The sequence below is a fragment of the Paracoccus sp. J39 genome, from assembly GCF_000518925.1.
GTDB lineage: Bacteria > Pseudomonadota > Alphaproteobacteria > Rhodobacterales > Rhodobacteraceae > Paracoccus.
Map to the genome: position 1 here is coordinate 128,630 of NZ_JAEN01000008.1, position 25,568 is coordinate 154,197.

General features: G+C 68.5%; 30 protein-coding genes. 12 read left to right on the forward strand and 18 right to left on the reverse strand.

Features of this window, described 5'->3' with window-relative positions; translation table 11 throughout:
- Positions 1 to 29: 29 nt before the first annotated feature.
- The 4 genes from L632_RS0110010 to L632_RS0110025 are packed head-to-tail and all read left to right on the forward strand — an operon-like array spanning position 30 to position 3,832.
- Entirely contained in the window at positions 30 to 809 is a 780-nt protein-coding gene (locus tag L632_RS0110010) for an ABC transporter ATP-binding protein (protein ID WP_028712693.1), read from the forward strand.
- Positions 806 to 1,810, forward strand: coding sequence for an iron ABC transporter permease (locus L632_RS0110015; RefSeq protein ID WP_028712692.1), 1,005 nt, complete (start codon positions 806 to 808; stop codon positions 1,808 to 1,810). The genes L632_RS0110010 and L632_RS0110015 overlap by 4 nt, the downstream gene beginning before the upstream one ends.
- Positions 1,807 to 2,841 carry an iron ABC transporter permease gene (locus tag L632_RS0110020; RefSeq protein ID WP_028712691.1) on the forward strand — a complete coding sequence of 345 codons (1,035 nt, stop codon included), beginning with the start codon at positions 1,807 to 1,809 and terminating at the stop codon, positions 2,839 to 2,841. Before L632_RS0110015 ends, L632_RS0110020 begins: the two co-directional genes overlap by 4 nt.
- A gap of 13 nt (positions 2,842 to 2,854) precedes the next feature.
- Entirely contained in the window at positions 2,855 to 3,832 is a 978-nt protein-coding gene (locus tag L632_RS0110025; RefSeq protein ID WP_028716740.1) for an ABC transporter substrate-binding protein, read from the forward strand.
- On the opposite strand, the gene L632_RS22440 is transcribed toward L632_RS0110025, so the two are convergent.
- Positions 3,767 to 4,219: a chorismate mutase gene (locus L632_RS22440; RefSeq protein WP_074990905.1), complete on the reverse strand. Its 453-nt coding sequence runs from the start codon at positions 4,217 to 4,219 to the stop codon at positions 3,767 to 3,769. The two genes, L632_RS0110025 and L632_RS22440, sit on opposite strands and share 66 nt — an antisense overlap.
- Entirely contained in the window at positions 4,216 to 5,883 is a 1,668-nt protein-coding gene (locus L632_RS0110035) for a (2,3-dihydroxybenzoyl)adenylate synthase (RefSeq protein WP_028716741.1), read from the reverse strand. The genes L632_RS22440 and L632_RS0110035 overlap by 4 nt, the downstream gene beginning before the upstream one ends.
- Positions 5,884 to 6,242: 359 nt before the next feature.
- Here L632_RS0110035 and L632_RS0110040 point away from each other — a divergent pair, with 359 nt between their 5' ends.
- Positions 6,243 to 8,321, forward strand: a complete 2,079-nt coding sequence (locus L632_RS0110040) for a TonB-dependent receptor (RefSeq protein ID WP_028716742.1) — start codon at positions 6,243 to 6,245, stop codon at positions 8,319 to 8,321.
- 135 nt (positions 8,322 to 8,456) lie between these two features.
- On the opposite strand, the gene pcaD is transcribed toward L632_RS0110040, so the two are convergent.
- The 9 genes from pcaD to L632_RS0110085 form a co-directional block, all read right to left on the reverse strand.
- Entirely contained in the window at positions 8,457 to 9,251 is a 795-nt protein-coding gene (gene pcaD, locus L632_RS0110045) for a 3-oxoadipate enol-lactonase (protein WP_028716743.1), read from the reverse strand.
- A 62-nt stretch (positions 9,252 to 9,313) separates the two neighbouring features.
- The gene (locus L632_RS0110050; RefSeq protein WP_028716744.1) at positions 9,314 to 10,645 is read right to left on the reverse strand and encodes an aromatic acid/H+ symport family MFS transporter; all 1,332 of its coding nucleotides are present in this window, start codon (positions 10,643 to 10,645) and stop codon (positions 9,314 to 9,316) included.
- A 61-nt stretch (positions 10,646 to 10,706) separates the two neighbouring features.
- Entirely contained in the window at positions 10,707 to 11,492 is a 786-nt protein-coding gene (gene benD, locus L632_RS0110055) for a benzoate diol dehydrogenase BenD (RefSeq protein WP_028712685.1), read from the reverse strand.
- A complete protein-coding gene (benC, locus tag L632_RS0110060; protein ID WP_028716745.1) occupies positions 11,489 to 12,508 on the reverse strand; it encodes a benzoate 1,2-dioxygenase electron transfer component BenC in 1,020 nt (339 codons plus the stop codon). Before benC ends, benD begins: the two co-directional genes overlap by 4 nt.
- 40 nt (positions 12,509 to 12,548) lie before the next feature.
- Positions 12,549 to 13,064: a benzoate 1,2-dioxygenase small subunit gene (gene benB, locus L632_RS0110065; RefSeq protein ID WP_051416209.1), complete on the reverse strand. Its 516-nt coding sequence runs from the start codon at positions 13,062 to 13,064 to the stop codon at positions 12,549 to 12,551.
- Positions 13,061 to 14,419: a Rieske 2Fe-2S domain-containing protein gene (locus L632_RS0110070; RefSeq protein ID WP_028716746.1), complete on the reverse strand. Its 1,359-nt coding sequence runs from the start codon at positions 14,417 to 14,419 to the stop codon at positions 13,061 to 13,063. Before L632_RS0110070 ends, benB begins: the two co-directional genes overlap by 4 nt.
- A gap of 114 nt (positions 14,420 to 14,533) precedes the next feature.
- Complete coding sequence (gene catA / locus L632_RS0110075) at positions 14,534 to 15,472, reverse strand: catechol 1,2-dioxygenase (RefSeq protein ID WP_028712681.1); 939 nt, start codon at positions 15,470 to 15,472, stop codon at positions 14,534 to 14,536.
- Positions 15,473 to 15,538: 66 nt separating this feature from the next.
- Entirely contained in the window at positions 15,539 to 15,829 is a 291-nt protein-coding gene (gene catC / locus L632_RS0110080; RefSeq protein WP_028716747.1) for a muconolactone Delta-isomerase, read from the reverse strand.
- A gap of 2 nt (positions 15,830 to 15,831) precedes the next feature.
- The gene (locus L632_RS0110085; protein WP_036697943.1) at positions 15,832 to 17,022 is read right to left on the reverse strand and encodes a muconate/chloromuconate family cycloisomerase; all 1,191 of its coding nucleotides are present in this window, start codon (positions 17,020 to 17,022) and stop codon (positions 15,832 to 15,834) included.
- Positions 17,023 to 17,188: 166 nt separating this feature from the next.
- Here L632_RS0110085 and L632_RS0110090 point away from each other — a divergent pair, with 166 nt between their 5' ends.
- Positions 17,189 to 18,142, forward strand: coding sequence for a LysR family transcriptional regulator (locus L632_RS0110090; protein ID WP_028712678.1), 954 nt, complete (start codon positions 17,189 to 17,191; stop codon positions 18,140 to 18,142).
- 207 nt (positions 18,143 to 18,349) lie between these two features.
- Here the strand turns inward: L632_RS0110090 and L632_RS0110095 are convergent, their stop codons facing one another.
- Positions 18,350 to 18,727, reverse strand: coding sequence for a DNA methyltransferase (locus tag L632_RS0110095; RefSeq protein WP_084648085.1), 378 nt, complete (start codon positions 18,725 to 18,727; stop codon positions 18,350 to 18,352).
- A gap of 61 nt (positions 18,728 to 18,788) precedes the next feature.
- Here L632_RS0110095 and L632_RS25160 point away from each other — a divergent pair, with 61 nt between their 5' ends.
- From L632_RS25160 to L632_RS0110125, 6 genes are read left to right on the forward strand one after another with little or no spacing between them, the layout of a single operon-like run.
- Positions 18,789 to 19,634, forward strand: coding sequence for a TetR-like C-terminal domain-containing protein (locus L632_RS25160; protein ID WP_371255978.1), 846 nt, complete (start codon positions 18,789 to 18,791; stop codon positions 19,632 to 19,634).
- Positions 19,535 to 19,873, forward strand: a complete 339-nt coding sequence (locus tag L632_RS0110105; RefSeq protein ID WP_371255979.1) for a DUF6152 family protein — start codon at positions 19,535 to 19,537, stop codon at positions 19,871 to 19,873. Before L632_RS25160 ends, L632_RS0110105 begins: the two co-directional genes overlap by 100 nt.
- 3 nt (positions 19,874 to 19,876) lie before the next feature.
- The gene (locus tag L632_RS0110110; protein ID WP_051416208.1) at positions 19,877 to 20,350 is read left to right on the forward strand and encodes a DUF6644 family protein; all 474 of its coding nucleotides are present in this window, start codon (positions 19,877 to 19,879) and stop codon (positions 20,348 to 20,350) included.
- Positions 20,347 to 20,538 (forward strand): hypothetical protein, encoded by a 192-nt coding sequence (locus L632_RS0110115; protein ID WP_028712673.1) that lies wholly within the window; start codon positions 20,347 to 20,349, stop codon positions 20,536 to 20,538. Before L632_RS0110110 ends, L632_RS0110115 begins: the two co-directional genes overlap by 4 nt.
- A gap of 24 nt (positions 20,539 to 20,562) precedes the next feature.
- Entirely contained in the window at positions 20,563 to 20,697 is a 135-nt protein-coding gene (locus L632_RS23820; protein WP_084648087.1) for a HutD family protein, read from the forward strand.
- A 3-nt stretch (positions 20,698 to 20,700) separates the two neighbouring features.
- Positions 20,701 to 21,102 (forward strand): hypothetical protein, encoded by a 402-nt coding sequence (locus L632_RS0110125; protein WP_028712672.1) that lies wholly within the window; start codon positions 20,701 to 20,703, stop codon positions 21,100 to 21,102.
- A gap of 268 nt (positions 21,103 to 21,370) precedes the next feature.
- Here L632_RS0110125 and L632_RS0110130 read toward each other — a convergent pair whose 3' ends face one another.
- The 6 genes from L632_RS0110130 to L632_RS0110155 form a co-directional block, all read right to left on the reverse strand.
- Complete coding sequence (locus L632_RS0110130) at positions 21,371 to 21,565, reverse strand: DUF1127 domain-containing protein (RefSeq protein WP_028712671.1); 195 nt, start codon at positions 21,563 to 21,565, stop codon at positions 21,371 to 21,373.
- A 432-nt stretch (positions 21,566 to 21,997) separates the two neighbouring features.
- Positions 21,998 to 22,666, reverse strand: coding sequence for a GntR family transcriptional regulator (locus L632_RS0110135; RefSeq protein WP_198019331.1), 669 nt, complete (start codon positions 22,664 to 22,666; stop codon positions 21,998 to 22,000).
- Between the two features lie 154 nt (positions 22,667 to 22,820).
- Positions 22,821 to 23,639 (reverse strand): xanthine dehydrogenase family protein subunit M, encoded by an 819-nt coding sequence (locus tag L632_RS0110140; protein WP_028712670.1) that lies wholly within the window; start codon positions 23,637 to 23,639, stop codon positions 22,821 to 22,823.
- Positions 23,640 to 23,648: 9 nt separating this feature from the next.
- Positions 23,649 to 24,146: a (2Fe-2S)-binding protein gene (locus L632_RS0110145; RefSeq protein WP_028712669.1), complete on the reverse strand. Its 498-nt coding sequence runs from the start codon at positions 24,144 to 24,146 to the stop codon at positions 23,649 to 23,651.
- Between the two features lie 24 nt (positions 24,147 to 24,170).
- A complete protein-coding gene (locus L632_RS22445; protein WP_036697891.1) occupies positions 24,171 to 24,626 on the reverse strand; it encodes a carbon monoxide dehydrogenase subunit G in 456 nt (151 codons plus the stop codon).
- Positions 24,623 to 25,564 carry an ABC transporter substrate-binding protein gene (locus L632_RS0110155; RefSeq protein WP_028712668.1) on the reverse strand — a complete coding sequence of 314 codons (942 nt, stop codon included), beginning with the start codon at positions 25,562 to 25,564 and terminating at the stop codon, positions 24,623 to 24,625. The genes L632_RS22445 and L632_RS0110155 overlap by 4 nt, the downstream gene beginning before the upstream one ends.
- Positions 25,565 to 25,568: the final 4 nt, after the last annotated feature.

Sequence of the window (25,568 nt, forward strand, 5' to 3'; positions counted from 1 at the left end):
AGGACGCGATTGCCAGCCGGAGTGAAAACGTGATCCGCATCCAGGGCCTGACGGTCGGCTATGGCCGAAAGCCGGTCATTCGCGGGCTGGACGCCAGCTTCGCGCCGGGGCGCTTCACCGCGCTGGTCGGGCCGAACGGCTGCGGCAAATCGACGCTGCTGAGGGCGGTGATGGGCTTTCTGCGTCCCCAGGCCGGCCGCGTCACGCTGGACGGCGTGCCCATGGCGCGCATCCCGCGCCGGGCGCTGGCACGGCGCATCGCCTGGCTGCCGCAAGAGAACCATTGCCCCGACTACCTGACCTTGGGCGAGCTGGTCGAGATGGGCGGCCATGCCCGGCAGGGGCTTTTCGCCGGGCCGGACGACCGCGACCGGCTGCTGTTTCGCGAGGCGCTGCGCATCGTCGGGCTGCAGGATCAGGCGCATCTGCCGGTCAACGCCCTGTCCGGCGGCCAGCGGCAGCGCGCCTTCATCGCCATGGTGCTGGCGCAGGACACGCCCGTCGTGCTGATGGATGAGCCGGTGAACCACCTGGACGTCACCTATCAATATGCCCTGCTGGGGCTGGTGCGCGACCTGACGCGGCGCCATGGCCGCACGGTGGTCTCGGTCCTGCACGACCTGAACCTGGCGCTGAGCTTCGCCGACGAGGTGGTGATGATGTCGGGGGGAGAGGCCCGCGCCTCGGGGCCGGTGGCCGAGGTCCTGAACGCCGCGAACCTGCGCGAGGTCTTCGACCTCGACGCGCAGGTCATCCGCCACGAGGGGCGGCGGATCTGCCTGCCCGCCCTGCCGGAGCCCAGCGCATGAGGCGCGGCTTTCCGGTCCTTGCGACGCTGGCGCTGGCGCTGGCGCTTTGCCTGCTGCTGGCCCTGTCGGCGGGCGAAAGCTGGATCCCGCCCTCGGGGATATGGGCCGCGCTGACCCGCTTCGACGAGACGCGGCAGGCGGATGTCATCGTGATCTACCAGCGCCTGCCGCGCGCGCTGATCGCCATGCTGGCCGGGGCGGCGCTGTCCATGTCGGGGGCGGTCCTGCAGGGCGTGCTGCGCAATCCCCTGGCCTCGCCCTCGCTGGTCGGGATCAATGCCGGGGCGGCGCTGGCGGTGGTGGCCGGCGCCTTCCTGCTGGGGCTGGAGCCGCGGGCGCAGGGATCGGCCGCGCTGGCGGGCGGCGGCCTGGGCTTTCTGGCCAGCCTCGGCGTCGCGCGGCTGGCCGGCCATGCGCATGATCCGCGCGGGCTGGCGCTGATCCTGTCCGGCGCGATCGTCTCGATGTTCCTGGGCGGGCTGACGCAGGCGCTGCTGCTGTCCGATCCGGCGCTGCGGCAGGATTACCTGGGCTGGCTGGGCGGCAATGTCAGCCATGTCCATGCCGAAAGGCTGGCGGATTTCTGGGGGCTGGCGGCGCTTGGCATGGCGGCGATGCTGCTGCTGGCCCGCCGGCTGTCGCTGCTGGCGCTGGGGGCCGAGAAGGCCGCCTCGCTGGGCATCGACGTGGCGCGCACGCAACTTCTGGCGCTGGGGGCGGCGGTGCTGGCCTCGGCCTCGGCGGTGGCGATCTGCGGACCGCTGGGGTTTCTGGGACTGGTGGTGCCGCATCTGGTGCGGCCGCTGACCGGCGCGCGCTTCGGGGCGCTGCTGCCGGGCTGTGCCCTGGCCGGGGCCTGCCTGTGCCTGCTGGCCGACCTGATCGCGCGCATGGCGCTTGCCCCCTTGGCGCTGCATACCGGCGTCGTGCTGGAGCTTCTGGGCGGCATCGCCTTCATGCTGATGGTGCGCCGCTTCTACCTGCGCGGAGCCGAGGCATGAGCAGCCGCGCCCTGGACGGCCGTCGCGTGCTGCGCCTGCCGGGCGGGATGCAGATCGGACTGGCGAATCTGGCCGCCGCGCTGGCCCTGACGCTGGCGAGCCTGGGGTTGGGGGCGGTTTCGCTGTCCTGGGGCGAGACGCGGCTGGACCTGCTGGCGCCGCTGGATGCGGATCAGGCCTTTGCGCTTTACCAGGTGCGGCTGCCGCGCCTGCTTCTGGGCTTCATGGCGGGCTGGTCGGTGGCGCTGGCCGGCGCCATGCTGCAATCGCTGGCCCGCAATCCGCTGGCCGATCCGGGCCTGCTGGGTCTGTCGCAGGGCGCGATGGTGGCGATCATGGTCCTGACCGTGCTGGCCCCCGGCCTGCCGCCGGCATGGCTGCCGGGCGCGGCGCTGCTGGGCGGCCTTGCGGTCGCGGCGCTGCTGCTGGCGCTGGTCCGCGGCCATGCCGGCGGGCTGGCCGTGCTGCTGATGGGCATTGCGCTGGAATCGACGCTTTCGGCGGTGACGGCGGTGCTGGTCCTCTATACCCCGCCCGAGACCTCGCATGCGCTGGCCGGCTGGATGGCCGGGTCGCTGGCCCTGGCCGACTGGCCGCGGGTGACGATGCTGGCGCCATGGTTCGCCGCCAGCCCGATCGCCATCCTGCTGCTTGGCCGGGCGCTGCGGCTGATCGACCTCGGCGCGCCCATGGCGATGGCGCTGGGGCTGGATGCGGCACGGGCGCGGGTGGCGGTCCTGATCGTTGCGGTGCTGCTGAGCTCGGCCGCCTTGACGGCGGTGGGGCCGCTGATGTTCCTCGGGGTCATGGCGCCGCAGCTGGCGGCGGCGCTGTCGCCCGCCTCGGGCCGGGCGCGTCTGGTGCTGGCGGCGCTGACCGGCGGGCTGCTGGTCACGGCGGCCGACATGCTGGCGCGCAACGCCGGCACCGATATCGGCCTGCCGGTCGGGCTGGTCCTGGTGACGCTGGGCGCGCCGCTTTTCGTGCTGGCGATGCGGATGCGGCTGTTCCTGCGGATGAGTTCAAGCTGAAAAGGAGGACGAGATGCGCCGATTGCTGATGACCGCCCTTGTGGCGCTGGCCGCCATCGGGACGGGACAGGCCGCCGAGGTGACCGACGATACGGGGCGGCAGGTGCGGATCCCCGACGACCCGCAGCGCGTCGTGGCGCTGCACGAGCCGGTGCTGGCGGTGCCGCTGATCGAGCTGGGCGTGCCGGTCGTCGGAATCTACGGCCGGGGCGACGACGGCTCCAGCCTGACCGCGGTGGATTTCCTGCACGAGATGCTGGGACGTTCCAAGGATGCCGACCCGATCCCCGGGATCGGCCCGGTGGGCAGCATCAACCTGGAAAAGCTGCGCGCGCTGCGGCCCGACCTGATCATCGGCACCGATTACGATGCCGGCAAGGCCAAGGCCCTGTCCCAGGCGGCGCCGGTCTATCTGCAGAACAGCAGCGCCGCGACCGCCCACGGCTTCAGCGTGCAGGAGGAGCTGGCGCGCGTCCTGCATCGCGAGGACCGCTTTCGCGAACTCAGGACCGCCTATCAGGCCCGGCTTGACGGATTGCGCGGCCGGTTTCCCGATCGCCTGCCCAAGGCGCCGGGGGAAAGGACCTATCTCATCGTCATGCTGACCGACCAGGCCAATGTCGTGGCCGGCATGTCCGGCGCGGTGCAGGCCCTGGAGGACCTGGGCTATCGCCGGGCCGAGATCGCCGGCGAGGGCTCGACCCGGCAGTCGCGCTCGATGCTGATCCTGCCCGTCGGGGCCGAAAGCCTGGCCGGCCTGAACCCCGACCTGCTGCTGGTGATGACCAGCTTCGCCGCCCCGGCGCGGGACGAGGCGGCCGCGCGCGCGGCGCTGGACCGGCTTTCGCCCGGCTGGGACCGTTTCATGGCCCCGGCGCGCGAGGGGCGGGTGGTGTTCCTGGATTCCGCCAGGGTCACCAGCCCTTCAGTCGCCAGCGCCATGCACACGCTCGACGCGGTCGAGGGCTGGCTGGCCGGGGGGCCGCGCTGACGGCGAGGGCGCCGGGGCCGACGACCGGCGGTCTGCGGCCGGCCGCTCTGCGCGGCAGGCCCGCCAATGCGCCACCTGCTGGCGGATGAACCATTCCGCCACCTGCCCGAACAGGGGGCCGATGAAATCGGGGGCGAGGCCCGCCTCGGCGGCCCAGGCCGCGCGTTCGTCCAGCATCTGCCGCACCCGCTCCGGCGCGGGGATCGAGGCGATGTCGGGCTTGAAGTCCGCCGCGGCCAGCACATAGCGCAGCCGCAGCCCCAGCAGCCCGACGATGCGGGCGTCGATCAGGTCGATGCCGCGCCGGACGTCGCCCAGCCCCGCCACCGCTTCCGGCGGGACCAGGTCCGGCGCCAGATCCTCGGGCGCCACGACGGCCGGGCTCATGCACGCTCCTCCTGCCGGGCGGCGACGGGATCGGGGAAATGCGCCTCGCGCAGTTGCTCGCGCAGCTGGCGCTTGTTGACCTTGCCGACGCCGGTTTGCGGAAAGCGATCCAGCACGATCACCTCGTCGGGGATCTTGAAGGCGGCAAGCCCGGCCTCGGCCAGGTGGCGGCGCAACGCCCCCGGCCGGGGCGTGGTGCCCGGCGCGGCCAGCACGAAGGCGCAAAGCCTTTCGCCCATCAGCGCATCGGGCCGCCCCACCACCGCCGCATCCAGCACCGAGGCATGGGCGACCAGCAGATCCTCGACCTCGTCCACGCCGATCTTTTCGCCGCCCCGGTTCACCTGGTCCTTGGCCCGCCCCTCGACGGTGATCGCGCCGTCGGCGTCGCGCCGCGCGATGTCGCCCGAGCGATAGAAGCCGTCGGCGGTGAAGGCCTGGGCATTGTGCCCGGCCATGTCGTAATAGCCGCGGATCGTGTAGGGGCCGCGGACCTGCAGCTCGCCCGGCTCGCCGATGGCGGCCTCGCGCCCGTCCGGGCGGATGATGCGCAGCTCGTCCCAGGGCGACATGGGCCGGCCCTGGGTGTTCACGATACGCTCCTCGCTGTCGGTCAGCGCGGTGAAGCAGACCAGCCCCTCGGCCATGCCGAAGACCTGCTGCAGCTGGCAGCCCAGCTCCGGCCGGATGCGCCGGGCGCTGGACGGGTTCAGCTTGGCGCCGCCGACCTGCAGCAGCTGCAGCGAGGACAGGTCCGCCCCCAGCCCGGCCTGCGCATCCAGCCACAGCAGCGCCAGCGGCGGCACCAGCGCGGTCATCGTGACGCGATGGCGGGCGATCAGGTCGAAGCAGATCCCGGCCTCGGGCTCGGCTGCGACGACCACCGTGCCCCCGGCCTGCAGCGTGCCCAGGAAACCCGGGCAGGCCATCGGGAAGTTGTGCATCATCGGCAGCACGCACAGATAGCGCGTATCGCCGTCCAGCCCGCTGGCCGCCACCGCCATGCGGATGTTGTAAAGATATTCCATGTGCCGGCGCGGGATCAGCTTGGGCACGCCGGTCGTCCCGCCCGAGATCTGGAAACAGGCCACGTCCTCGGCATTGGGACCGGCCGGCAACGGGAGATCGGGACGGAACAGGCTGTCGAAGGGCGTCGCGTCCCGGCCGTCGCCCAGCACCACCACATGCCGGACCGAGGGAACCTTGTCCTGCACCCGCCGGGCCAGCGCCACCATGTCATACCCCCCGGGCTCCTGCGCCGTCAGGATCGCGCGGGCGCCGGTGAAATCGGCAAACTGGCCAAGCTCAAGGTCGCGATGCCCGGGCAAGGCCAGCACCGGCACGACGCCCAGCCGGCAAAGCGCGAAGAACAGCGTGACGAATTCCCCGCAATTGGGGAATTGCACCACCACCCGGTCGCCGCGAACCAGTCCCAGCGCCGAAAGCCCGCCCGCCAATGCCAGCGCATCGCGGTGCAACCGGTCGTAACCGATCTGCCGCGCATCGTCGATCAGGGCGATCCGCCGACCCAGCCGCCCGGCTTGCCGCGCCAGCAGGTCGAAGAATGTCTCGTATCGCCAGATCCCGGCCTCGCGGTAACGGTCAGCGACGTCCCGGGGCCAGAACGGGCAGCGGGCCTGCCAGTCCAGAGCGTGATCTGCCACAGCAATCTCCTTTCGCAATCCGCTGGCGAAGGGTGGGCAAATCTTCCTTGATAGGGAGGACCATGTCCGCTCCGCCGAAATCCCGACCGTGACGACTGGCGGAGGGCTGAACGCACGGTATCTTATCTTTTTTATCGGATTACTGTCGCACAACTGCAGATGGGTGTAAAGTGATCCTGCGGCGCAGGTTGTGGCGCAGGGGTCACGCCCTGGATTCCCAGGCGCCGCCACCCCTTGCCCCAAGCCTTGTCAATCGGTTAACCCGGCGCTGTCGCTCGGCGGTTTCCCGCCGGCGGAACGGAATCGCAAATCGCAGCCAGCATTCGCCAGCCCGCAGTAGATCTGGATAGGGTTTGGAGATGAATGGACGTAAAATCCCGGTGCTGCTTGGCACGGTCGCCATGCTGGCATTGGCCACGGCCCCCGCGCTGGCTCAGGACAATCAGGGCATGGCCGAGGCGGTGCGGCTGGACGAAATCGTCCTGACCGGCGAAAAGCAGGCGCGCAGCATCAAGGATACCGCCTCTTCGGTGGCCGTCCTGACCACGCGCGACCTTGAGGAGAGCGGCGGGCAGGACAGCATCGCCGATGCGGCGACGGGCATCGCCAACGTGACCTATGTCGCCTCGGGCGGCCAAGGCGGCGCCCCCACCATCCGCGGGCAGGACAGCGAGGGTCCGAATTCCGGCGCGGTGGCCTTCTTCGGCGGCACGGCCCCGCGGCTGGCCTTCAATCTGGACGGGCATTACCTGGGCTATAACGAGATCGTCTGGGGCAGCCAGGCGCTTTGGGACGTCGAGTCGATCGAGGTCTTTCGCGGCCCGCAGACCGCGACCCAGGGCGCGAACTCGATCGCCGGGGCGATCATCGTCAAGACCAAGGATCCGACTTTCCAGCCCGAGGGCGCCGCGCAGCTGGAATATGGCAGCCACAACCGCCGCCGCGCCAGCCTGATGGCCTCGGGACCCTTGTCCGAGGATCTGGCCGGGCGCATCGCCGTCGACTACTGGGCGCGCGACAATTACATCGACTATACCAACCCCGCCTTCGCGGTCGGCTCGACCGACCAGGACCATGAATCCCGCACCATCCGCGCCAAGCTGCTGTGGCAGCCGCAGGAGATCCCGGGGCTAGAGGGCAAGCTGACCTTCTCGCACAGCCTGACCAACCGGCCGAACTGGGAAGCCGCGACCGAGCCCTATGAGGATCTGGAAAGCGCCACCGCCTCGAATCCCAGCTGGCGGCTGCGCACGAACACCACCATCCTGGATGTCAGCTATGAATTCGGCAATGGCTGGACGCTGTTCAACCAGCTGCAATATTCCGACATCTGGATCAAACGCTCGACCGAGCCGGTCGACTCGGGCACGGCGACCCTGGATCAGGACATGACCTCGAACGAGACGCGCGTGACCTTCGGCTCGCCCGAGGACCGGATCAGCGGCGTGGCGGGACTGTTCGTCTCGCGCACCGATTCGGACGAGCTTCTGGATTACCGCGGCACCACCACCTATGACGACCGCAAGGACAGCCTGGGGGTATTCGTCGAAACCACCTGGCGCCTTGCCGACCGCTGGAGCCTGACCGGCGGGCTGCGCTATCAGCGCGACGACATCACCCGGCGCGGCGTGTCGAGCTTTACCCCGAACGTGCTGGATTACGACGAAAGCTTCGACGCCTGGCTGCCCAGGATCGCGCTGGCCTATGACCTGGACGAATCGAGCCGCATCGGCGCCATGATCAGCAAGGGCTACAACCCGGGCGGGGTGACGCTGAACCTGACCAGCGGGGAATACGTGCCCTTTGACGCGGAGACCTCGTGGAACTACGAGATCTTCGGCCGCACCCGGCTGCTGGACGACCGGCTGGAGCTGACCGGCAACCTGTTCTACACCCAGCTCCATGATGCGCAGCGCTATGTCGTGACCAGCTTGCCCGAGAACATCGGCAGTTCGATCACCGTCAATGCCGAGCGCGCCAAGTCCTATGGCCTGGAACTGGGGATGGACTATCTGGTACGCGACAATCTGCGGGTCAAGGCGGGGCTGGGCCTGCTGCATACCGAGATCAGCCGCTTCACCAGCGCGGAGGCGGATTACCAGGGCCACCGCTTCGGCCGGTCCCCGGACTATACGCTTTCGCTGGCGGCCGATTGGGACATCACCCCGGAATGGCGGCTCAGCGGCCAGCTGCGCCACACCGACGGCTATTATTCCGACGACAACGAGGACCGCGACACCTGGGTCGATTCCTATACCGTGGCCAATGCCCGGCTGACCTGGCAACCGCGCGAGAACCTGCAGGCCTTCGCCTATGTCAACAACCTGTTCGACGACCGCTCGGTGACCTATCTGCGGGCCAGCCGCTCGATCGGCGGCTTCGAGGCCACCGTGGTCGAGCCGCGCGAGGTGGGTATCGGCCTGAAGGTGACCTTCTGAGGTAAAAGGTCCGGCGAGTTCGACATGGCCCAGGCGCTTCTGGCCGGCGCCCGGGCCGCACCGCCGGGCCGTCAGGCGCAATTCGACGCGAACGGCAGCGATCCGGACAAGGGCACCGGCATTTGGGCCGAATTCTCACCGCCAAGGTGCTGCGGTCAGGAAATCCTTCAGGACGGTGTCGAACCGCGCCGCCGATTCCAGGTTCACGATGTGCCGCCCCGGCAGGGACAGGTGACGTCCGCCCCGCACCTCTCGGGCGATGGTGGCCAGTTCGGCGGGCGGGCAGACCGGATCGTCAGCCCCGGAAATCGCCAGCAGCGGATTGGCGATCTGGTGAAGCCGGCCGCGCAGATCCGCCCCGGCAAGCGCCGCGCAGCATCCCGCATAGCCATCGACCGAGGTGGCGGCGAAGCTGGCCAGGATCGCCGCGACGCTGGCCGGATCGGCCGCACGAAAGCCCGGCGTGAACCAGCGTTCCGCGGTCGCGGGAACAAGGCTGCCCAGGCCCCCTGCCCTGACCTCGTCGATGCGGGCGTTCCAGCCTTCGGCGGTGCCGATCCGGGCGGCCGTGGCGCACAGAACCACGCGCCCCAGCCGCGCCCCGGCATGGATCGCCAGCCATTGCCCGGTCAGCCCGCCGATGGACAGGCCGCAGAAATGGCTGCGCCCGATCCCCAGCGCGTCCCACAGCGCGATCACGTCGCCGCCCAGATCGGCCAGGCCATAGGGCGGCAACGGCGCGCCGGACCGGCCGTGGCCGCGGCGGTCATAGCGCAGGATGCGGAAATCGTTCGAAAGCGCGGCGACCTGGGCGTCCCACATATGCAGGTCGGTGCCCAGGGAATTGCAGAAGGTCAGCCACGGCTTTTCCCCGGCATCGCCGTCGATGCGATAGTGAAGGCGGTGGGTGGGCAGGTCCAGGCAGGGCATGGGCGGCCTTTCATCGGTATGCGGCGCGCGGCGAGGGGCCGCGCGCCTTGTTGCAGGGATCGTCAGGCGGCGGCAAGCCGCGCCGTGTCGCGGGCGCGCCCGTTGGCAAGCGCGAAGACCAGCATCGCCAGGGCCGAGACCGCCGCCGGGATCGCGAAGAGCAGGAAGTTCTGCTCCAGCGGCAGTTCCCGCGCCAGCAGCACCCCGCCCAGGGTCGGCCCGACGATGGCGCCGATCCGGCCCATGCCCGAGGCCCAGCCCAGCCCGGTCGAGCGCACCGACAGGTTATAAAGCTGCGCCACGCTGGCATAGAGCAGGATCTGCGTGCCGATGGTCGTGGCCCCCGCGACGAAGACCAGCAGGAACAGCATCGCCGGCGCCGGGTTGAAGCCGATCAGGGCGATGGATGCCCCGGCGGCGGCGAAGAAGGCGACCACCACCTTCGGCAGGCCGAAGCGGTCGCCCAGCCACCCTCCGGCGATCGCCCCCGCCATGCCGCCGAAATTCAGCGAGAACAGCGACAGCAGGCTCGCCCGTTCCGCATATCCGGCCTCTTGCAGCACCTTGGGCAGCCACGACGACAGCAGATAGACCAGCAGCAGGCAGCAGAAGAAGGACAGCCACAGCATCAGCGTGCGCAGCGTCCGGCCGTGGCGGAACAGCTCGGCGACGGATGCCGAGGCGCCCTTGGTCTCGGTGAAGACCAGCTGGTCATCGGCCGCCAGCGGGGTGGCCGGATTGATGCGGGCAAAAATGCGCCGCGCTTCGTCCTGCCTGCCCTGACGGATCAGGAAACCCAGCGATTCCGGCAGTTTCCACAGCACCAGCGGCAACAGCAGCAGCGGCACCGCGGCGATGAAGAACATCGGCTGCCAGCCGAAGGAGGGGATCAGCCCGACGCCCAGCCCCGCCGCGACCATGCCGCCGACCGAATAGCCCGAGAACATCAGCGCCACCATGGTGCCGCGCAGGCGCTTGGGCGCGTATTCGTTCATCAGCGCCACGGCATTCGGCATCAGCCCGCCGCAGCCCAGGCCGGCGATGAAGCGGAAGATCTTGAACTGCTCGGGCGAGGTGGCAAAGCCGGTCAGCACGGTCGAGGCGGTGAACAGCACGAAGCTGATCGCGACGCCCTTCTTGCGGCCGATCCGGTCGGCCAGCGGGCCCAGGATCAGCGCCCCGAACATCATCCCGAACAGCGCCCAGGCCTGCAGCGCGCCGGCCTGCGGCTTGGTCAGGCCCCATTCCGCGATCAGCGTGGGCAGCACCGTGCCCGCCACGAAGACATCATATCCGTCCACGACCAGCAGCGTGCCGCACAGCGCCACCACCATCCATTGGAAGCGGCCGAACGGACCCTGGTCTATCGCCTCGCTGCCATCTATGTTTCGCATGTCGTTCCTCCCTTGTTTTTCGCTTGAAAGCCCGGTCAGCCGCTGTCGCCTCCGGCGGCGCTCATCCCGTGTCGCCTCCGGCGACGGGCATGACGGAACCGGTGATGTAGGATGCCTCGTCCGAGGCCAGGAACAGGATCGGCGCGACCTGTTCGTCGATGGTGCCGTAGCGCCTCATCGGGGCCGATTGCGTCACCTGTTCCACGACTTCGGCCATCCATTGCCGCTCGGCCGGGCTGTCGCCCTCGGCATTGCGCGGGATGCGGCGCGGCGGCGCCTCGGTGCCGCCGGGGGCGGTGGCGACCACGCGGATGTTCTGCGCCGCAAGCTCCATCGCCAGGGATTGCGTGATCGCGTTGACGCCGCCCTTGGCCGCCGAATAGGGGACGCGATGGATGCCCCGCGTGGCGTTCGAGGAGACGTTGACGATGGTGCCGCCGCCGCGCGCCGCCAGATGCGGCAGGACCGCCCGGCAGCAATAGAGCGTCGGCATCAAGGATCGACGGATCTCGGCGTCGATCTGGGCGGGCTCGAATTCGGCAAAGGGCCGCATGCGGATCGCGCCGCCCACGTTGTTGATCAGGATGTCGATGCCGCCGAACGTTTCGGCCGCATGGCGCATCGCGGCCTCGGCGCCGTCCCAGGTCTCCAGGTCGGCGGTGAAGGCGGCGGCACCGCCGCCCGCTTCGGCCGCCACCTCGGCCACGAAATCGGCGCGGTCCACGAACAGCACCCGCCCCCCTTCGGCCGCCGCGCGCAGCGCCACGGCGCGGCCGATGCCCTGCGCGGCCCCGGTCACGACCAGCACCTTGCCCGCGAAACGCCCGGCGAAGACGGCCCCGGTCATGCGATGGCCTTCAGGGGCGCGTTGGGGGTGAACTTCTCGTAATGGAAGCTGGCGGGGCGGATGCCGTTTTCATCCAGATAGTTACGCACGGCATCGACCATCGGCGGCGGGCCGCACAGATAGACATCGACCCCGCCGGCGGCCAGCATGTCGCCCGGCATGTGCTGCGTCACCCAGCCCTTGCGGGGATGGGCGGAGGCGGGATCGGCCACGACACTCGTGAAGGTGAAATTCGGCAACCGGCCTGCATAGGCGGCGATTTCATCCACCAGCACCAGGTCCAGGTCGCGGGTCACGCCATAGGCCAGGTGGATCTGGCGCTGCGACCCGGCGCGGGCCAGGACCTCCAGCATCGACAGGAAGGGCGCAAGGCCGGTGCCGCCCGCCAGGAACAAGAGCGGCCCGTCGCCGTCGCGCAGATAGAAGCTGCCCATCGGCCCGGTCAGCTCCAGCCGCTCGCCCGGCTGCGCACGGGCCAGCCAGCCGCCCATCAGCCCGCCGGGGATCTTCTTGATCAGGAAGCCCAAGGTGCGTTCGCCCGGAGCGGAGCTGAAGGAATAGGAGCGGTGATCGCCGCTGCCCGGCACGCCGATATTGACATATTGCCCCGGCAGGAAGGCGGGGGCGTCCTCCACGTCAAGCTCCAGCACCACGGCCGCGTCCTGATGCGGCTCGATCCTGGCCACGGTGGCGGCGAAGACCTGCTGGCCGGTCTTGCAGGCCTGCGAGGTCGCGGGCACCGACAGCACGCAATCCGAGGACGGCACCATCTGGCAGGTCAGCACCAGCCCCTCGGCGGCCTCGTCCTCGGTCAGGGCGTCCTCGATATAGTCCTCGCCCATGTCATAGGCGCCGCTTTCGGCGCGGCACTTGCAGGTGCCGCAGACGCCGTCCGAGCAGTCCATCGGCAGGTTGATCTTGTTGCGGAACGCGGCGTCGAGAACCTTCTCGCCCGGCTTGCAATCGACGAAGCGGGTGATCCCGTCCTCGAAGTTCAATGCGATGCGGTAGCACATGGTCGCCTCCTCCTTGCGGTTGTGCGGGGTCCGGCGGCGGTCAGACGTGATAGACGTCGATGACCTGGCGGATATAGTCGTTCTTCAGGACGATCTTCTTGGCGACGATGGCCAGCCCGTCGCCGGTCCGTCGCAGGGTCACGAAGATCGTCCCGAAGAACTGGTCGGTGACCTTGTAGCGGTGGTTCAGCGTGTGGAAGTTGTAGCGGACATCCACCTCGGTCCCCCGGTCCTCGACCACCTCGACATTCAGGACGGCGTGGCTGGTGCGCGGCTCGGGCGTCGAGGCACCCGAACGCTCGGTCTTGATGCGGAAGACGCGATCCTCCAGCCCCTCGCGGTTCGGGTAATAGATCAGCGAGATCTGCGACTGCGGATCCTCGGTGATCTGGTCGTTGTCGTCCCAGGCGGGCATCCAGTAGGTGACGTCGGGCGCATAGCAGGTCAGCCATTCGTCCCATTGCCGGTCATCGAGCAGGCGCGCCTCGCGATAGAGAAAGGCGCAGATGGCGTCGTAGCCCAGGCTGGTGCCGGCGGTGTCGTGATCCAGGCTCATGCCGCGGCCCCCCTTTTCTCGGCGGCAAGCGCGTCGCGCATCACCCCGGCCCAATATTCGTGCTGGCAGACGAACAGCCCCTCGTCCTCGCTGCGTTCGCCGGACAGAAGCGGCTTCAGCCCCATGCGCCGGGCGTTCTCGTCCGGCCCGTCGATCCACAGCGGCGCGCCGCGCGACATGTCGTTCCACAGCGCGAGGCTGCCGGCATAGGCGGTCTGGCAGGCGCGGAATTCCTCAAGATCGTCCGAGGTGCCCATGCCCGACACGTTGAAGAAATCCTCGTATTGGCGGATGCGATGGGCGCGGTCCTCGGCGGACTCGCCCTTGGGCGCGAAGCAGAAGATGGTGACTTCGGTCTTGTCCACGGAAAGCGGGCGGACGACGCGGATCTGGGTGCTGAACTGGTCCATCAGGAACACGTTCGGATAGAGGCAGAGGTTGCGCGTCTGGTTGACGATGAAGCCGGCCTTCTCCTCGCCCAGCCGGGCCACAAGATCCTCGCGGCGGTTCCAGACCGGCCGGACCTCGGGGTTCTTCGTGTTGGTCCACAGCAGGATATGGCCGTTCTCGAACCCGTAGACGCCGGCGACGGACTTCGACCAGCTGTTCGCGTCCACCGCCTTGGTGCCGGTCTCGCTGCGCCGGTCCATGGTGGTGGCATAGTTCCAGTGGACCGTGCTGACGTGATAGCCGTCGCAGCCGTTCTCCATCTGCAGCTTCCAGTTGCCGTCATAGATGTAGGAGGAATTGCCGCGCAGGACTTCCAGCCCCTCGGGGGCCTGATCGACGATCTGGTCGATGATGATGGTGGTCTCGCCCAGGAACTCCTCCAGCGGCGCGACATCGGCATTCAGGCTGCCGAACAGGAAGCCGCGATAGCTTTCAAACCGGGCGACGCGGGTCAGGTCGTGCGAGCCGTCCTTGCCGAACTGTTCGGGATATTGCGTCGTCTTGGCGTCCTTGACCTTCAGCAGCTTGCCGGTGTTGGAAAAGGTCCAGCCGTGGAACGGGCAGGTGAAGCTGCCCTTGTTGCCCTGCTTGCGGCGGCACAGCATGGCGCCCTTGTGGGCGCAGGCATTGATGACGGCGTGCAGCGTGCCGGTCTTGTCGCGGGTGATGACCACCGGCTGGCGGCCGATCCAGGTGGTGCAATAGTCGTTCGGTTCGGGGATCTGGCTTTCATGCGCCAGATAGACCCAGTTGCCTTCGAAGATGTGCTTCATCTCCAGCGCGAACAGGTCCTCGTTGGTGAAGATGTCGCGGCGGCAGCGGTAGAGGCCGGCCTCCTTGTCGTCCTGCACGGCCGTCGCCAGAAGTTGATCCAGGTCGCGTGCCTTCTCGATGATCGCGGACATGAGCTTTCCTCCCAGGGGATGCGCCTTTCGCGGGCCGGCCCCTGCCAGATGTCGGTGATGGTTGATCGGGTTCGGAAGGGGGGGCGGCCTGCGGCGGCCGCCCGAGAGCATCGGTCAGGCGGCAGCGCGGCGGCGCTGTTCATTGGCCTGGTTGTCGACGCCATCGACCAGGGCGGTCAGGTGGATGTCGAATTCGATCTCGGCGAAGGGGCCGTTCAAGCCGTTGGCGTGGATGCTGTCCTCGTCGGTGCGCTCGACGACATGCGGCACCAGCCCTTCGCGGGTCGCATAGGCGAAATCGTCGTCGATCAGCGGATCGCCCTCGATATTGATCTGCGTGGTCAGCTTGCGGTGGCCGTCGGCGCTGACGAAGAAATGGATATGCGCCGGCCGCTGGCCGTGGCGGCCAAGCGCCGACAGCAGCGCCTCGGTCGGGCTGCCGGGGGGCACGCCATAGCCGCTGGGCAGGATGCTCTGGAACTTGTAGCGGCCCTGATCGTCGGTAATGATGGTGCGGCGCATGTTGAAGGGCGCCTGCTTGCCGGTCGGGTCGAAATGCGAATAGAAGCCGCGGGTGTCGCAGTGCCAGACCTCGACCTTGGCGCCCGGCAGCGGCTTGCCGTCCGATCCGTGGACCGTGCCGTGCATGATCAGCGTGTGGCCGTCGGTGTCGGTGCCGTCGTCCAGCCGCGCGAAGCCGACGGATTCCGGGGCACCCGCGACATAGAGCGGCCCCTCGATGGTGCGCGGCGTGGGGTTCTCGATCCCCAGCGAGGCGTCGATGGCGTCCAGCCGCTCGTCGATGAAGTGATCGACCCCCAGGCCCGGCGAGACCAGCCCGGCCTGCCCGGCCGCGCCCAGATCGTTCAGCCAGGCCACGCCCGTCCAGTATTCGTCGGGGGTGATGTCCAGGTCGTCGATGGCCTTGAACAGGTCGGACATCAGCCGATGCACGATCTGCTTCATGCGCGGCTCGCCCTTGTCGTTGTTCAACCCGCTGAGTTCCTTCAGGAACTCCTGCACATCGGGTCGGTCGAAAATCTTGACGGTCATGGTTTCTCCTCCTGGATTCGCTTGGAAACTGGGCGGACAGGCTTCCCCGGACCTGCCCGTTGGGACTTAGCTGTCATCCTCGCGGATGGCGGAAGGGTGGCGCAGAAGCGGCGTGACCTCGATCTCCATGAAGGGAAACAGGGGCAGGCCGGACAGGATCTGGTGCAGCTCGTCGTTGTCGCCGACGTCGAAGATGCTGACATTCGCGTATTGCCCCGCGACCCGCCAGATATGGCGCCATTTGCCGCTGCGCTGCAGATCCTGCGCATAGGCCTTTTCGCGCGCGATGATCCCGGCGGCTTCCTCGGCCGGCAGATCGCGGGGAAGCTTCACGGTCATGGCGACATGGAACAGCATCGTCACACCCTCCCGCCGGGCAGGCTGATCGTCTTGCGGATCCCGTCGCGGGCAAAGAAGGCCAGGCGATCCTCGTCCAGCGCCACCCCTAGGCCGGGGCCGGCGGGGACGGTCAGCTCGAACTCGCCGTATTCCAGCGGCTCGGCCAGGATCTCCTCGGTCAGCAGCAGCGGGCCGAACAGCTCGGTGCCCCATTGCAGATTGGCGAAACAGGCGAAGGCATGGGCCGAGACCACCGTGCCCACCGCACCTTCCAGCATGGTGCCGCCGTAAAGCCCGATCCCCGCCGCATCGGCGATGGCCGCGACGCGCAGCGCGTTGAAGGCGCCGCCGCTCTGCTCCAGCTTGACGGCAAAGACATCCGCGCCCTGCAGGCGCGCGATCTCGAAGGCGCTTTCGGGGCCGGTCAGGGATTCATCGGCCATCAGCGCCACGGGCCAGCGCCGCACCAGCCGCCGCAGCGCCGCGGTCTGCGCGACCGGCTGCTCGACCAGCTCGCAGCCCGCATCGGCAAGGGCGGGAATGCCGAAGGCGGCCTCGCCCTCGGACCAGGCCATGTTCAGGTCCACCCGCACCGCGGCGCGGTCGCCAAGCGCGGCCTTGATCGCGGCCACATGGGCGATGTCGTCGCGCATGGGCCGCGCGCCGATCTTCAGCTTGAAGACGCGGTGGCGGCGCAGGTCCAGCATCCGCTCCGCCTCGGCGATGTCGCGCGCCGTGTCGCCCGAGGCCAGCGTCCAGGCCACCGGCAGCCGGTCGCGCCGCCGCCCGCCCAGAAGCTCGCTGACCGGCAGGCCGACCCGCTTGCCCTGCGCATCCAGCAGCGCCGTTTCCACGGCCGACTTGGCAAAGCGGTTCTCGCGCACCATCCGGCCGATCCGCGCCATGAGCGCCTGCACCTGCGTCGCGTCCTGGCCGATCATCACCGGCGCGAACCAGCTGTCGATATTGGTCTTCATGCTTTCGGGGCTTTCGCCGCCATAGGCCAGGCCGCCGATGGTGGTGCCCTCGCCGATGCCGACGATCCCGTCGCTGCAATGGACGCGGACCAGCATCAGCACCTGCCCGTTCATGGTCGCGACCGAGAGCTTGTGCGGCCGGATCGTCGGAAGGTCGAGGATCACCGTCTCGACCCTTGAGACGACGGGGCGGATATCGGTGCGCGGGGCGAGGGGTGCGAATGACTGGTTCATGACGCCAAATTGCGGCGGCGGCCCCTTTCTGTCCAACACCATTTGGATTTGAAAGAATACCCTGAAGGTATTATGGTGAAGAAAATATGGCCCCTCGGCCAGTTACCCCGCCACAGAATACCAAAAACAATCATCGTTTTTGCTCTTGCCTGCCCAGAGGATGGCCATGGATCTGCGACAGCTGCGCTATTTCACCGCGGTCGCGCGCGAGCGGAACTTCACCCGCGCGGCTCAGACCCTGAACATCGCCCAGCCGCCGCTGAGCCGCCAGATCCAGCTGCTGGAGGAGGAGCTGGGCGTCGCCCTGATCATTCGGAAAAGCCGGCCGATCAGGCTGACCGACGCGGGACGGCTGTTCTACGAACAGGCGCTGCAGGTGCTGGGGCGGGTCGACCAGATGAAGGATGCGACGCGCCGCGTCGGGCTGAATCGCAACCGGGTGCTGTCCATCGGCTTCGTGGCCTCGACCCTTTACGGCGGCCTGCCGGTGCTGGTCAGGAAACTGCGCCAGAACGTGCCCGAGCTGGACATCCAGCTGCTGGAAATGCTGTCGATCCAGCAGATCCCGGCGCTGAAGGAAGGCCGCATCGACATCGGCTTCGGCCGCCTGAAGCACAGCGACCCGAATGTCGTCGGCACCGTCCTGCGCGAGGAGCGGCTGGTGGCCGCCCTGCCCCAGGACACCCCCCTGGCGCGGGATCCCGCGCCGCTGCCGCTGGCTGCGCTGGCCGGGCAGGCGCTGATCGTCTATCCCAAGGAGCCGCGGCCCAGCTATGCCGACCAGGTCCTCAACCTGCTGCAGGACGAGGGCATTCGCCCGGCCGACGTGCTGGAGGTGCGTGAAATCCAGACGGCGCTTGGTCTGGTCGCGGCGGAGTCGGGCATCTGCATCATCCCCTCCTCGGCCCGGCAGATGCGGTCGGACGTGCGCTATCGGCTGATCGACAGCCCGCGGGCGACATCGCCGGTCATCCTCAATCACCGCGCCGGCGACGCCTCGCCCTATCTCGACCTGGTCAGGCAGCTGATCCGCGACATGTATGCCGAAAACCCGGTCTGGCTGGAGGCTAACAATCTTCGCCCAACCCCTCCCGACGACCGCAGGCCGGACCGCGCGTAAGGTCCTGCGCCGAGGTCACCGTGCGTTGCCTGCCATCAGGGAATGCAGGGCACGGTCGAGGCTGTGTCAAAACTGCTCAACTGGACTGCATGTTGTCAGGGGCTTTCGAAGGCCGAAGTTCGCGCACGCGACCCGCGCCATCCCGAGCTCCGGCGCCCTGCCGGGCCGTTTTAGGCAGTATAGCGCGCCAATGATCACCGGGGCTTCTCATCCCGGAATTGCCGCCATCAGACGCCCGATGGCGATCAGGGAGGCGATTTGGCACAGCCCCCTGCCGATCTTCGAGGGCATCGAAAGCGCCGGCCGCATTGCAGGCGCACTGATCCGGCGGCGGGCACCAGGTGTCGTCGGAACCGCGTGCTGACATCGTCCACGATCCACGGGGTCGGCACTCGTCGAGCCCAGGCTCAGGAGCAACGCGCCATCGGGCTGCAGGAGACGCCGGATCTCGACCGCGATCCCTTCCATCCAATCCAAGTATTCCATGCGCGGCCTGCTGTCCCCGACGCTATGGTATTTCATGCCGATATGATAAGGAGGCGATGATATGACGAGATCGACGCTTCCTGCGGGCATCTTGCACATGATCTCTAGGCAATTGCCCTACATGATGTGGCAGCCTTCGGGCACGATCGCGGTGTGCTTCATGGCGTTCAGTTTCTTTTTCTCGGGACCACGTCGTCCGTATTCCGCAGCCTCATCGGAGAAAGACGGAGGCGCACCAGCGCACGCGTTAGACGCAAAACCTAAGCTCCAGGCTGAGACCCCAGTTCTCTGCTTGCCTCGCACGGGCGACAGCGATGCCGTCCGCGCTGGCTTTTCTCAGGCCGGCCAGGGCCGGGTCGGCCGGGTGATCGCCGAGCTTCTGGGCCGCGCGCAGAGCGACGAGGCGCTGATGGCGGCGTTCCACCGGGGCTTCCTGGTCCCGCGCCGCAACCATGCGCGCGAGTTGATCGCGCGGGGCCGGGCGGACGGCGTGTTCCGTGCCGATCTGGACCTGGACCTGATCATCGACCTCTATGCCGGCCCGATCTATTTCCGTGCCTTCGCGAAGCATGCGCCGCTGGATCGGGACTTCGCCGAGGGGCTCGCGCGGCTGGTGGGTGCAGGAGGGCAAGCTGCCGCCGCAGGACAAGATGGGCGCGATCCTGGACGCGCCGCCCGGCCGCCCGGCACTCAGATCGCGCACCCGGGGGCAGGACGGGCGGCCGCTTCACGATCATCCGGCCCACATGGCCCGTTCACGCAATTGTCAGCACGAACAGCCGCCGGCTGGCCGATCATGGAGGGGCGGCCGTCCCGGCGCGCGGCAGTCCCGACCAGCATCCGAAACAGAGGTCCGACATGCATATCCAATCCCGCATCCTTCCCTCGCTCCTGTTCGCCGCGGCGCTGGCGTTCAGCGGCGCACCCATGCTTGCGCATCACGGCTGGTCATGGGCCGAGGGCGAGCAGACCACGCTCGAGGGAACCATCGAGAGCGTCTCGATGAACCCGCCCCATCCCACGATCCAGGTCCGCGATGCCCAGGGCACCGTCTGGCAGGTCGATCTGGGCAATCCCAACCAGACCGCCCGCTCGGGCTTTACCGATGACACGGCGCAGCCCGGCGATGCGATCACGGTGATCGGCAATCGCAACCAGGACCAAAGCCCCCATATGAAGGCCGTCCGCATCGTGATCGACGGTCAGAATTACGACATGTATCCCGAGCGCATCCAGGCAGACTGACCGGTGCAGGAGCTGGCGATCTGGGCCGAGGGCACCGCCCTGGCGGCGGCGCTGCGCCGGTCCGGCCATCTCTACATGGTGGTGAACGCCGCGCATATCCTGGGAATCGCGCTGCTGCTGGGCGCGATCATCCCGCTGGACCTGCGCCTTGTCGGGATCCTCCGCAGCGGCGCGCTGCGCGTGCTGGCCCCCTTCCTGTCGCGCGCGGCGGGGGCGGGGCTGGGCCTCGCGCTTGCGACCGGCCCGGTCCTGTGGTCGGTCGCGGCCCGCGATTATCTGGCGAATGCGGCCTTCCGCTGGAAAATGGCGCTGATCGCGCTCGGCCTTGCCGTGGTCGCCCTGCAACATGCCGGCAAGGGCTGGCGGCAGGCGGTCGAGACCGGAGCGCCCGGCCCCGATGCCCGCATCCTCGCGGCGCTTTCGCTGGCGATCTGGCTGTCGGTGCTGCTGGCCGGGCGCTGGATCGGCTTTCTGTGACGCGCCCGGCGCCGCTGGACCCCGGACAGCGGCTTGCCCCCGCGCAGATCCGCCCGCGGGCGGGCCTGTATCTGGTCCGCGTGCCGCACGGCACCCGGCCCCGGCCGGTCCGGCTGGACGCGGAAGGCCGCCTTCTGTCCGCCGAAAGCCTGCCGCGGCGGATCGAATTCCTGGATCGGCGCGGCTGATCCGCCCTGCCCGAGAGAAGCCCCATGGACCTGCCCCTGCACCTGCCCGCCAACACCTATCGCACCATGCCGTGGAAGAACGGCACCGGCGCCACCGATGAGATCTGGCTCTGGCCGCCCCGCGGCGACCGCGACGCTGATGCCGCGCGCCGATCCTGACGGATGGCGACCGTGGCCCTGGGCACGGTGATCCGCGAGCTGATCCGGGGCTTTTATCCGCAGGGCTCGAACCCCAAGGCCTTCCCGGCCATCGCCCACGGTTTCCTGGAGCTCGGCCCGCTGCGCGAGCTGGAGACCTGCGCCGCCGAGGCCGAGACGATCCTGCGCGGCATCTCGGACGAGCTTTTCGCCCGCCGCTACCAGCCCGCCGGCATCGACGAATATTTCGAAACCGTGGTCCGCATCCATGCCGAGGGCAAGACCGTGCTGCTGATCGAGCAGAACGCCGAGACTGCGCTGTCGATCGCGGATCGCGGCTATCTGCTGGTGCGGGGCCGGATCGCGGTCGGCGGCACCCGCGCCGAGATGCTTCGCGACGACACGATCCGGCACATGTATCTGTGACCAGCCGGGGCGGGCGCGTCGCATCTGCGCGCGACGCTGCGCCGGCCGCAGGCGCCGCAATGCGGCGGATCGGGAAGGTCAGGCGATGCCTGGCCCGCACGCATCCGCCAGCGGGTCGCGGGACTGGCGCGGGGCAAGGCGATCAGGTCTGGCGATATGGAAGTCGCGGGCCGGGCCGCCCTTGGCCCTTGCGGCCGCGGCGGCCCTCGCCGTCATACGGATCCCGACCGTCCCCGCATCGCCGCGGAGTGTCTTCGTCGGTCGGATCTCAGAGGCCGCGGGCGACGCGCTCGATATCGCCGCGGGTCAGGCCGATATCGCTCAGTTCGCGATCCGTCAGCGCGTTCAGTTCGCGGCGGGTGACGCGGGCGTCGTTCCAGGCAGCGACCATCGCGGTCACGCGCGCAACGACCCGACCGAGGCCACCGGCGGCATGGTTATGGCTCATTTCAACAGCGGACATCTCGGCACCTTTTTCATCTTGCCCATCCAGCGGGCATGTTTCGGACAGGGCGGATATAGGCCGGGCAGATCGGGGGAAGTAGGGACGATCCCGGCAAAGCCGCTATGCATTCTGCGCCGCAGCATCGGGGGCTGGCGGACGCCATGCGCGCCGCGCAGGCAAGGCGGGCATGGGCCGCAGGAGGACGGGGCGGGACCAGCGAAGCGCGGACCCGGATGGGCTGCGGCTCTGGCGCAAGGCGCGCCCCTTTACGGAAAGCGCATCTCGGCCGGTGCATTGCGAGGCGCAGCGCATCGGGCAGCCCACCATCCGCGCCTCGGACAGCCGGACCGGACCGTTTCCCGGCCTGAATCCCGGCAACCGCCGGTCCAGAGGGCGGGCGAGGAACGCCGCCTGAAGCCGAAGCCCCGCAAGGAGGGCCGAGAAGCCCCGCTAGGTGACGTCGTTTTCCTGAAGGGCCTGGATCACCGAATCGGCGGAATGGGCGATATGCACCTGGGCCGCCCGGGATGCGGCATCCATGTCGCCGTCCAGAATCGCCTTGACCAGATCCTTGATCTCCTTGGTGCTGGACTTGCGCCGCTCCGGCCGGACGACCGATTTGCGCCGCAGCGGCGAGGTCAGCAGGGTCAGCTTGTTCAGGATGTCATGGCCCAGCGGATTCCGGGCGCCGGCCGAGATCAGGTCGTAGAATTCGCGCTTCGTCCCGACGATCTCCTCGGCCCCGCCGTTCTGGTAGGCCTCGACCAGACGGTCCCGCATCAGCTTGAGCTCGGCGAACTCCTGTTCGGTCGCGTTCTCGATGAACTGCTGCACCAGCAGGCTCTCGACGGCGCTGCGCAGCCGGTAGATGTTGCGGGCATCCTCGATGGTCACCGCCGCGACGGTCAGGCCGCGATTGCCGACCTCGGTCAGGATGCCCTCGGCATGCAGCTGGCGCAGCGCCTCGCGCAGCGAAGTGCGGCTGACATTCAGCTGCTGGCACAGATCCTTCTCGATCAGCCGGGTTCCCGGCTCCAGCACCCCGGTTTCGATCGCGCGGCGCAGCGAGCGCATGATCTTCTGCCGCAAGGGCGCCGCCTCCGCGACAAGAGGGGCCAATCCTTCTGCCTTGCTGGTCACCAAAGAACTCCGGAGTTTGGATGCGCCTTGCATTATGCCCGCTTGCACATGATCGTTATTTCCGCCCACACATATCCAACCGCCCCTCCGCTGTCCATCGCCCTGCCCGCCCCCTGCCGGAACCGGGTCACGCCTAGAACAGCGTGACGCGATTCTGGTTCTTCAGGGCCTCCTGCGTGCAGATCTTCACCAGTTCCGCACGATATTCCGCATCCGCATGCATGTCGGACGCCATATCTTCCATGTCCACCCGAAGGGGGTCAAGGCTTGCGCTCTCGAATGCGTGAGCCAGTGCCTCTTCCGCCTCGCGCCAGCGAAACACCCCGTCATTGCCCGCCCCGGTGATCGCGACCCGGACGCCGTCGGCATGATCGGCCACGAAAGCCGCGGCCAGCGCATAGCGCGAGGCCGGGTTGCGGAACTTGGCATAGCCGGCCCGGCGCGGCCTGCGGAAGGAAACCGAGACCAGCAGCTCGCCCGGTTCCAGAGCCGTGGTGTAAAGGCCCTGGAAATACTCGGCCGCCGGCAGCTCCCGCCGGTCGGTGCGGAAGGTGGCATCCAGCGCCAGCGCCGCCGAGGGATAGTCGGCGGCGGGATCGTTATTCGCCAGCGACCCGCCGATGGTGCCGACATGGCGGACCTGAACGTCCCCGATGGTGCCGACCATGCCGGCCAGGGCCGGGACGCAGCCCTGCACCACGGCCGAGGCCGCGACCTCGCAGTGCCGGACCGCCGCGCCGATGGTCAGGCGCCCCCCGTCCTCGGCGATGCCCTGAAGCTCGGGGATGCGGCGGATGTCGATCAGCCGGTCGTGGCGGGCCAGATGGCCCTTCATGGCCGGCAGCAGCGTATGGCCGCCCGACAGGAAGGCCGGGGATTCGCCGGCCTCGTAAAGCGCCTTCGCCTCGTCGATGGTTGCGGGGCGCAGATAGGTGGTTTCGTAAAGATACATGGCCGATCCTCAAGCTTGCGCCGCCGCGACCCGATGCCGGGCGCGATAGGCCTCTGCCGCCGCCAGGATCGCCCTGACGATGTTGTGATAGCCGGTGCAGCGGCAAAGATTGCCCTCCAGATCGTGCCGCACCAGCGCCTCGTCCAGCTGCCCCTGGTGGCGGTCGATCATGTTCACGGCGGCCATGATCATCCCCGGCGTGCAAAAGCCGCATTGCAGGGCGTGATGGGTGCGGAACGCCTCCTGCACCTCGTGCAGCCGCTCGGCCTCGGCAAGCCCCTCGACGGTGCGCAGCTCGGCATTCTCGGCCGAGGCGGCAAGGATGGTGCAGGACTTCACCGCCCTGCCGTCCAGGATCACCGTGCAGGCCCCGCATTGCGAGGTGTCGCAGCCGACATGCGTGCCGGTCATGCCCAGGTGGTCGCGAAGAAGATGCACAAGCAGCGTGCCGTCCGGCACCTCGCAGCTGCGCGGCCGGCCGTTCACAGTCAGATTGACCAATGCCATGGATCTCGTCCTCTCTCTGGCGTGTCAGGCATGCGCCTCAAAGGCCGCGACCTCCTCGGCGAACTTGGTGAAGAAGGCTTCGGTCAGCTTGCGGGCGGTGGAATCGATCAGCCGGGCGCCCAGCTGGGCGATCTTGCCGCCGACCTGCGCCTCGGCGTCATAGACCAGCCGGGTGCCGCCCTCGTCGTCCTGCAGCGCGACCAGCGCGCCGCCGCTGGCAAAGCCGGCGATCCCGCCCTGCCCCTTGCCGGATATGCGATAGCCCTCGCCGGGCCGGACCTCGCTGAAGGTCACATCGCCCGAGAAGGTCGCCTTGATCGGGCCGATCTTCAGCACCACCTTGGCGGCATAGCCGTCCTCCAGATTGCCCGACAGGCTTTCGCAGCCGGGGATGCAGCGTTGCAGGACCTCGCCGTCATTCAGCAGGCGCCAGACCACATCGCGCGACGTGCCCAGAAGGCGTTCACCGGAAAGCTTCATTCCACGGTCTCCTCGGTCAGGACGGCATCCAGGCGGGACAGGTCGACATAGCGGGCGTAATCCCCGACCGGCGCCGCGCCGCCATGGGCGTTGCGCAATGCCAGCACCTGCTTCGCCCCCTCGTCGAGAAAGCGCGCATCCGGCGTCAGGCCGGTTTCGGGCGACAGCAGGCTGTTCATCACCGTGGCGATGGCGGCGGGCTGGATCTGCGGCATCCGCCGCGCCAGCAATGCCTCGGCCGCCTGCCGGTTTTCGGGCGCCCGCACCCAGCGCAGCCCGGCCAGATAGCCGCGCAGGAACCGCTCGACCAGATCCGGTCGCGCCTTCAGGAACCCGCGCCGCGCGGCGATCACCCCGCCCTGATAATGCGCATAGGCCTCGGTCGAGCGTTTCAGGACATGGAACCCGGCCCGCTCGGCGATCGAGGTGAAGGGCTCGATCAGCAGCGTCGCGTCGCAGGCCCCGAATTTCAGCGCCTCCCAGCGTTGCGGGGCGGCGCCCACCGCCTCGACGGAATAGGCGTCCCGACCGATGCCGTTGGCCGCGCACATGTCATAGAAGGCGAAGGCGAAGCCGGTGGTCGGCGCGTCCAGCGCCACCTTGCGCCCGGCCAGCTGCGCGAACCCGTCGATGTCCCGCGCCGTCACGACGGCCAGGTCCAGCCGCGTCGCGCCAGCGATGGCGACATAGCCGGGATCGAGACCCGGCGCGGCGGCGCCCTGCCCCTCGTTATAGGCGACGACATTGTCGAAGGCGGTGAAGACGATGTCGAACTCGTCCCGCGCGGTGCGCTCGGCCTGTTCGATCGAGCTGCCCGTCAGGCTGAGCGCGACGTCAAGCCCGAGAGCGGCGAAATCCCCGTTCTCGATCGCCGCGAAGACGGGCAGGTTCGGGGCGCCGGGAAAGGCGATGACCCGGACGGTGTTCACTTCGGTCATTCGT

Bases quoted from the DNA above. Each gene is read 5' to 3' on its own strand.
- L632_RS0110040 (WP_028716742.1), top strand. From the start codon at position 6,243: ATGAATGGACGTAAAATCCCGGTGCTGCTTGGCACGGTCGCCATGCTG.
- L632_RS0110015 (WP_028712692.1), top strand. From the start codon at position 806: ATGAGGCGCGGCTTTCCGGTCCTTGCGACGCTGGCGCTGGCGCTGGCG.
- L632_RS0110050 (WP_028716744.1), bottom strand. From the start codon at position 10,645: ATGCGAAACATAGATGGCAGCGAGGCGATAGACCAGGGTCCGTTCGGC.
- L632_RS0110140 (WP_028712670.1), bottom strand. From the start codon at position 23,639: ATGTATCTTTACGAAACCACCTATCTGCGCCCCGCAACCATCGACGAG.
- L632_RS0110025 (WP_028716740.1), top strand. From the start codon at position 2,855: ATGCGCCGATTGCTGATGACCGCCCTTGTGGCGCTGGCCGCCATCGGG.
- L632_RS0110095 (WP_084648085.1), bottom strand. From the start codon at position 18,727: ATGTGCAAGATGCCCGCAGGAAGCGTCGATCTCGTCATATCATCGCCT.
- catC (WP_028716747.1), bottom strand. From the start codon at position 15,829: ATGCTGTTCCATGTCGCCATGACCGTGAAGCTTCCCCGCGATCTGCCG.
- benD (WP_028712685.1), bottom strand. From the start codon at position 11,492: ATGACCGGGGCCGTCTTCGCCGGGCGTTTCGCGGGCAAGGTGCTGGTC.
- L632_RS0110125 (WP_028712672.1), top strand. From the start codon at position 20,701: ATGGCGACCGTGGCCCTGGGCACGGTGATCCGCGAGCTGATCCGGGGC.
- catA (WP_028712681.1), bottom strand. From the start codon at position 15,472: ATGACCGTCAAGATTTTCGACCGACCCGATGTGCAGGAGTTCCTGAAG.
- L632_RS0110090 (WP_028712678.1), top strand. From the start codon at position 17,189: ATGGATCTGCGACAGCTGCGCTATTTCACCGCGGTCGCGCGCGAGCGG.
- L632_RS25160 (WP_371255978.1), top strand. From the start codon at position 18,789: ATGGCGTTCAGTTTCTTTTTCTCGGGACCACGTCGTCCGTATTCCGCA.
- L632_RS0110070 (WP_028716746.1), bottom strand. From the start codon at position 14,419: ATGTCCGCGATCATCGAGAAGGCACGCGACCTGGATCAACTTCTGGCG.
- L632_RS0110145 (WP_028712669.1), bottom strand. From the start codon at position 24,146: ATGGCATTGGTCAATCTGACTGTGAACGGCCGGCCGCGCAGCTGCGAG.
- L632_RS0110130 (WP_028712671.1), bottom strand. From the start codon at position 21,565: ATGTCCGCTGTTGAAATGAGCCATAACCATGCCGCCGGTGGCCTCGGT.
- benC (WP_028716745.1), bottom strand. From the start codon at position 12,508: ATGTGCTACCGCATCGCATTGAACTTCGAGGACGGGATCACCCGCTTC.
- L632_RS0110085 (WP_036697943.1), bottom strand. From the start codon at position 17,022: ATGAACCAGTCATTCGCACCCCTCGCCCCGCGCACCGATATCCGCCCC.
- L632_RS22440 (WP_074990905.1), bottom strand. From the start codon at position 4,219: ATGAGCCCGGCCGTCGTGGCGCCCGAGGATCTGGCGCCGGACCTGGTC.
- L632_RS0110020 (WP_028712691.1), top strand. From the start codon at position 1,807: ATGAGCAGCCGCGCCCTGGACGGCCGTCGCGTGCTGCGCCTGCCGGGC.
- benB (WP_051416209.1), bottom strand. From the start codon at position 13,064: ATGAGCCTGGATCACGACACCGCCGGCACCAGCCTGGGCTACGACGCC.
- L632_RS0110155 (WP_028712668.1), bottom strand. From the start codon at position 25,564: ATGACCGAAGTGAACACCGTCCGGGTCATCGCCTTTCCCGGCGCCCCG.
- L632_RS22445 (WP_036697891.1), bottom strand. From the start codon at position 24,626: ATGAAGCTTTCCGGTGAACGCCTTCTGGGCACGTCGCGCGATGTGGTC.
- L632_RS23820 (WP_084648087.1), top strand. From the start codon at position 20,563: ATGGACCTGCCCCTGCACCTGCCCGCCAACACCTATCGCACCATGCCG.
- pcaD (WP_028716743.1), bottom strand. From the start codon at position 9,251: ATGCCCTGCCTGGACCTGCCCACCCACCGCCTTCACTATCGCATCGAC.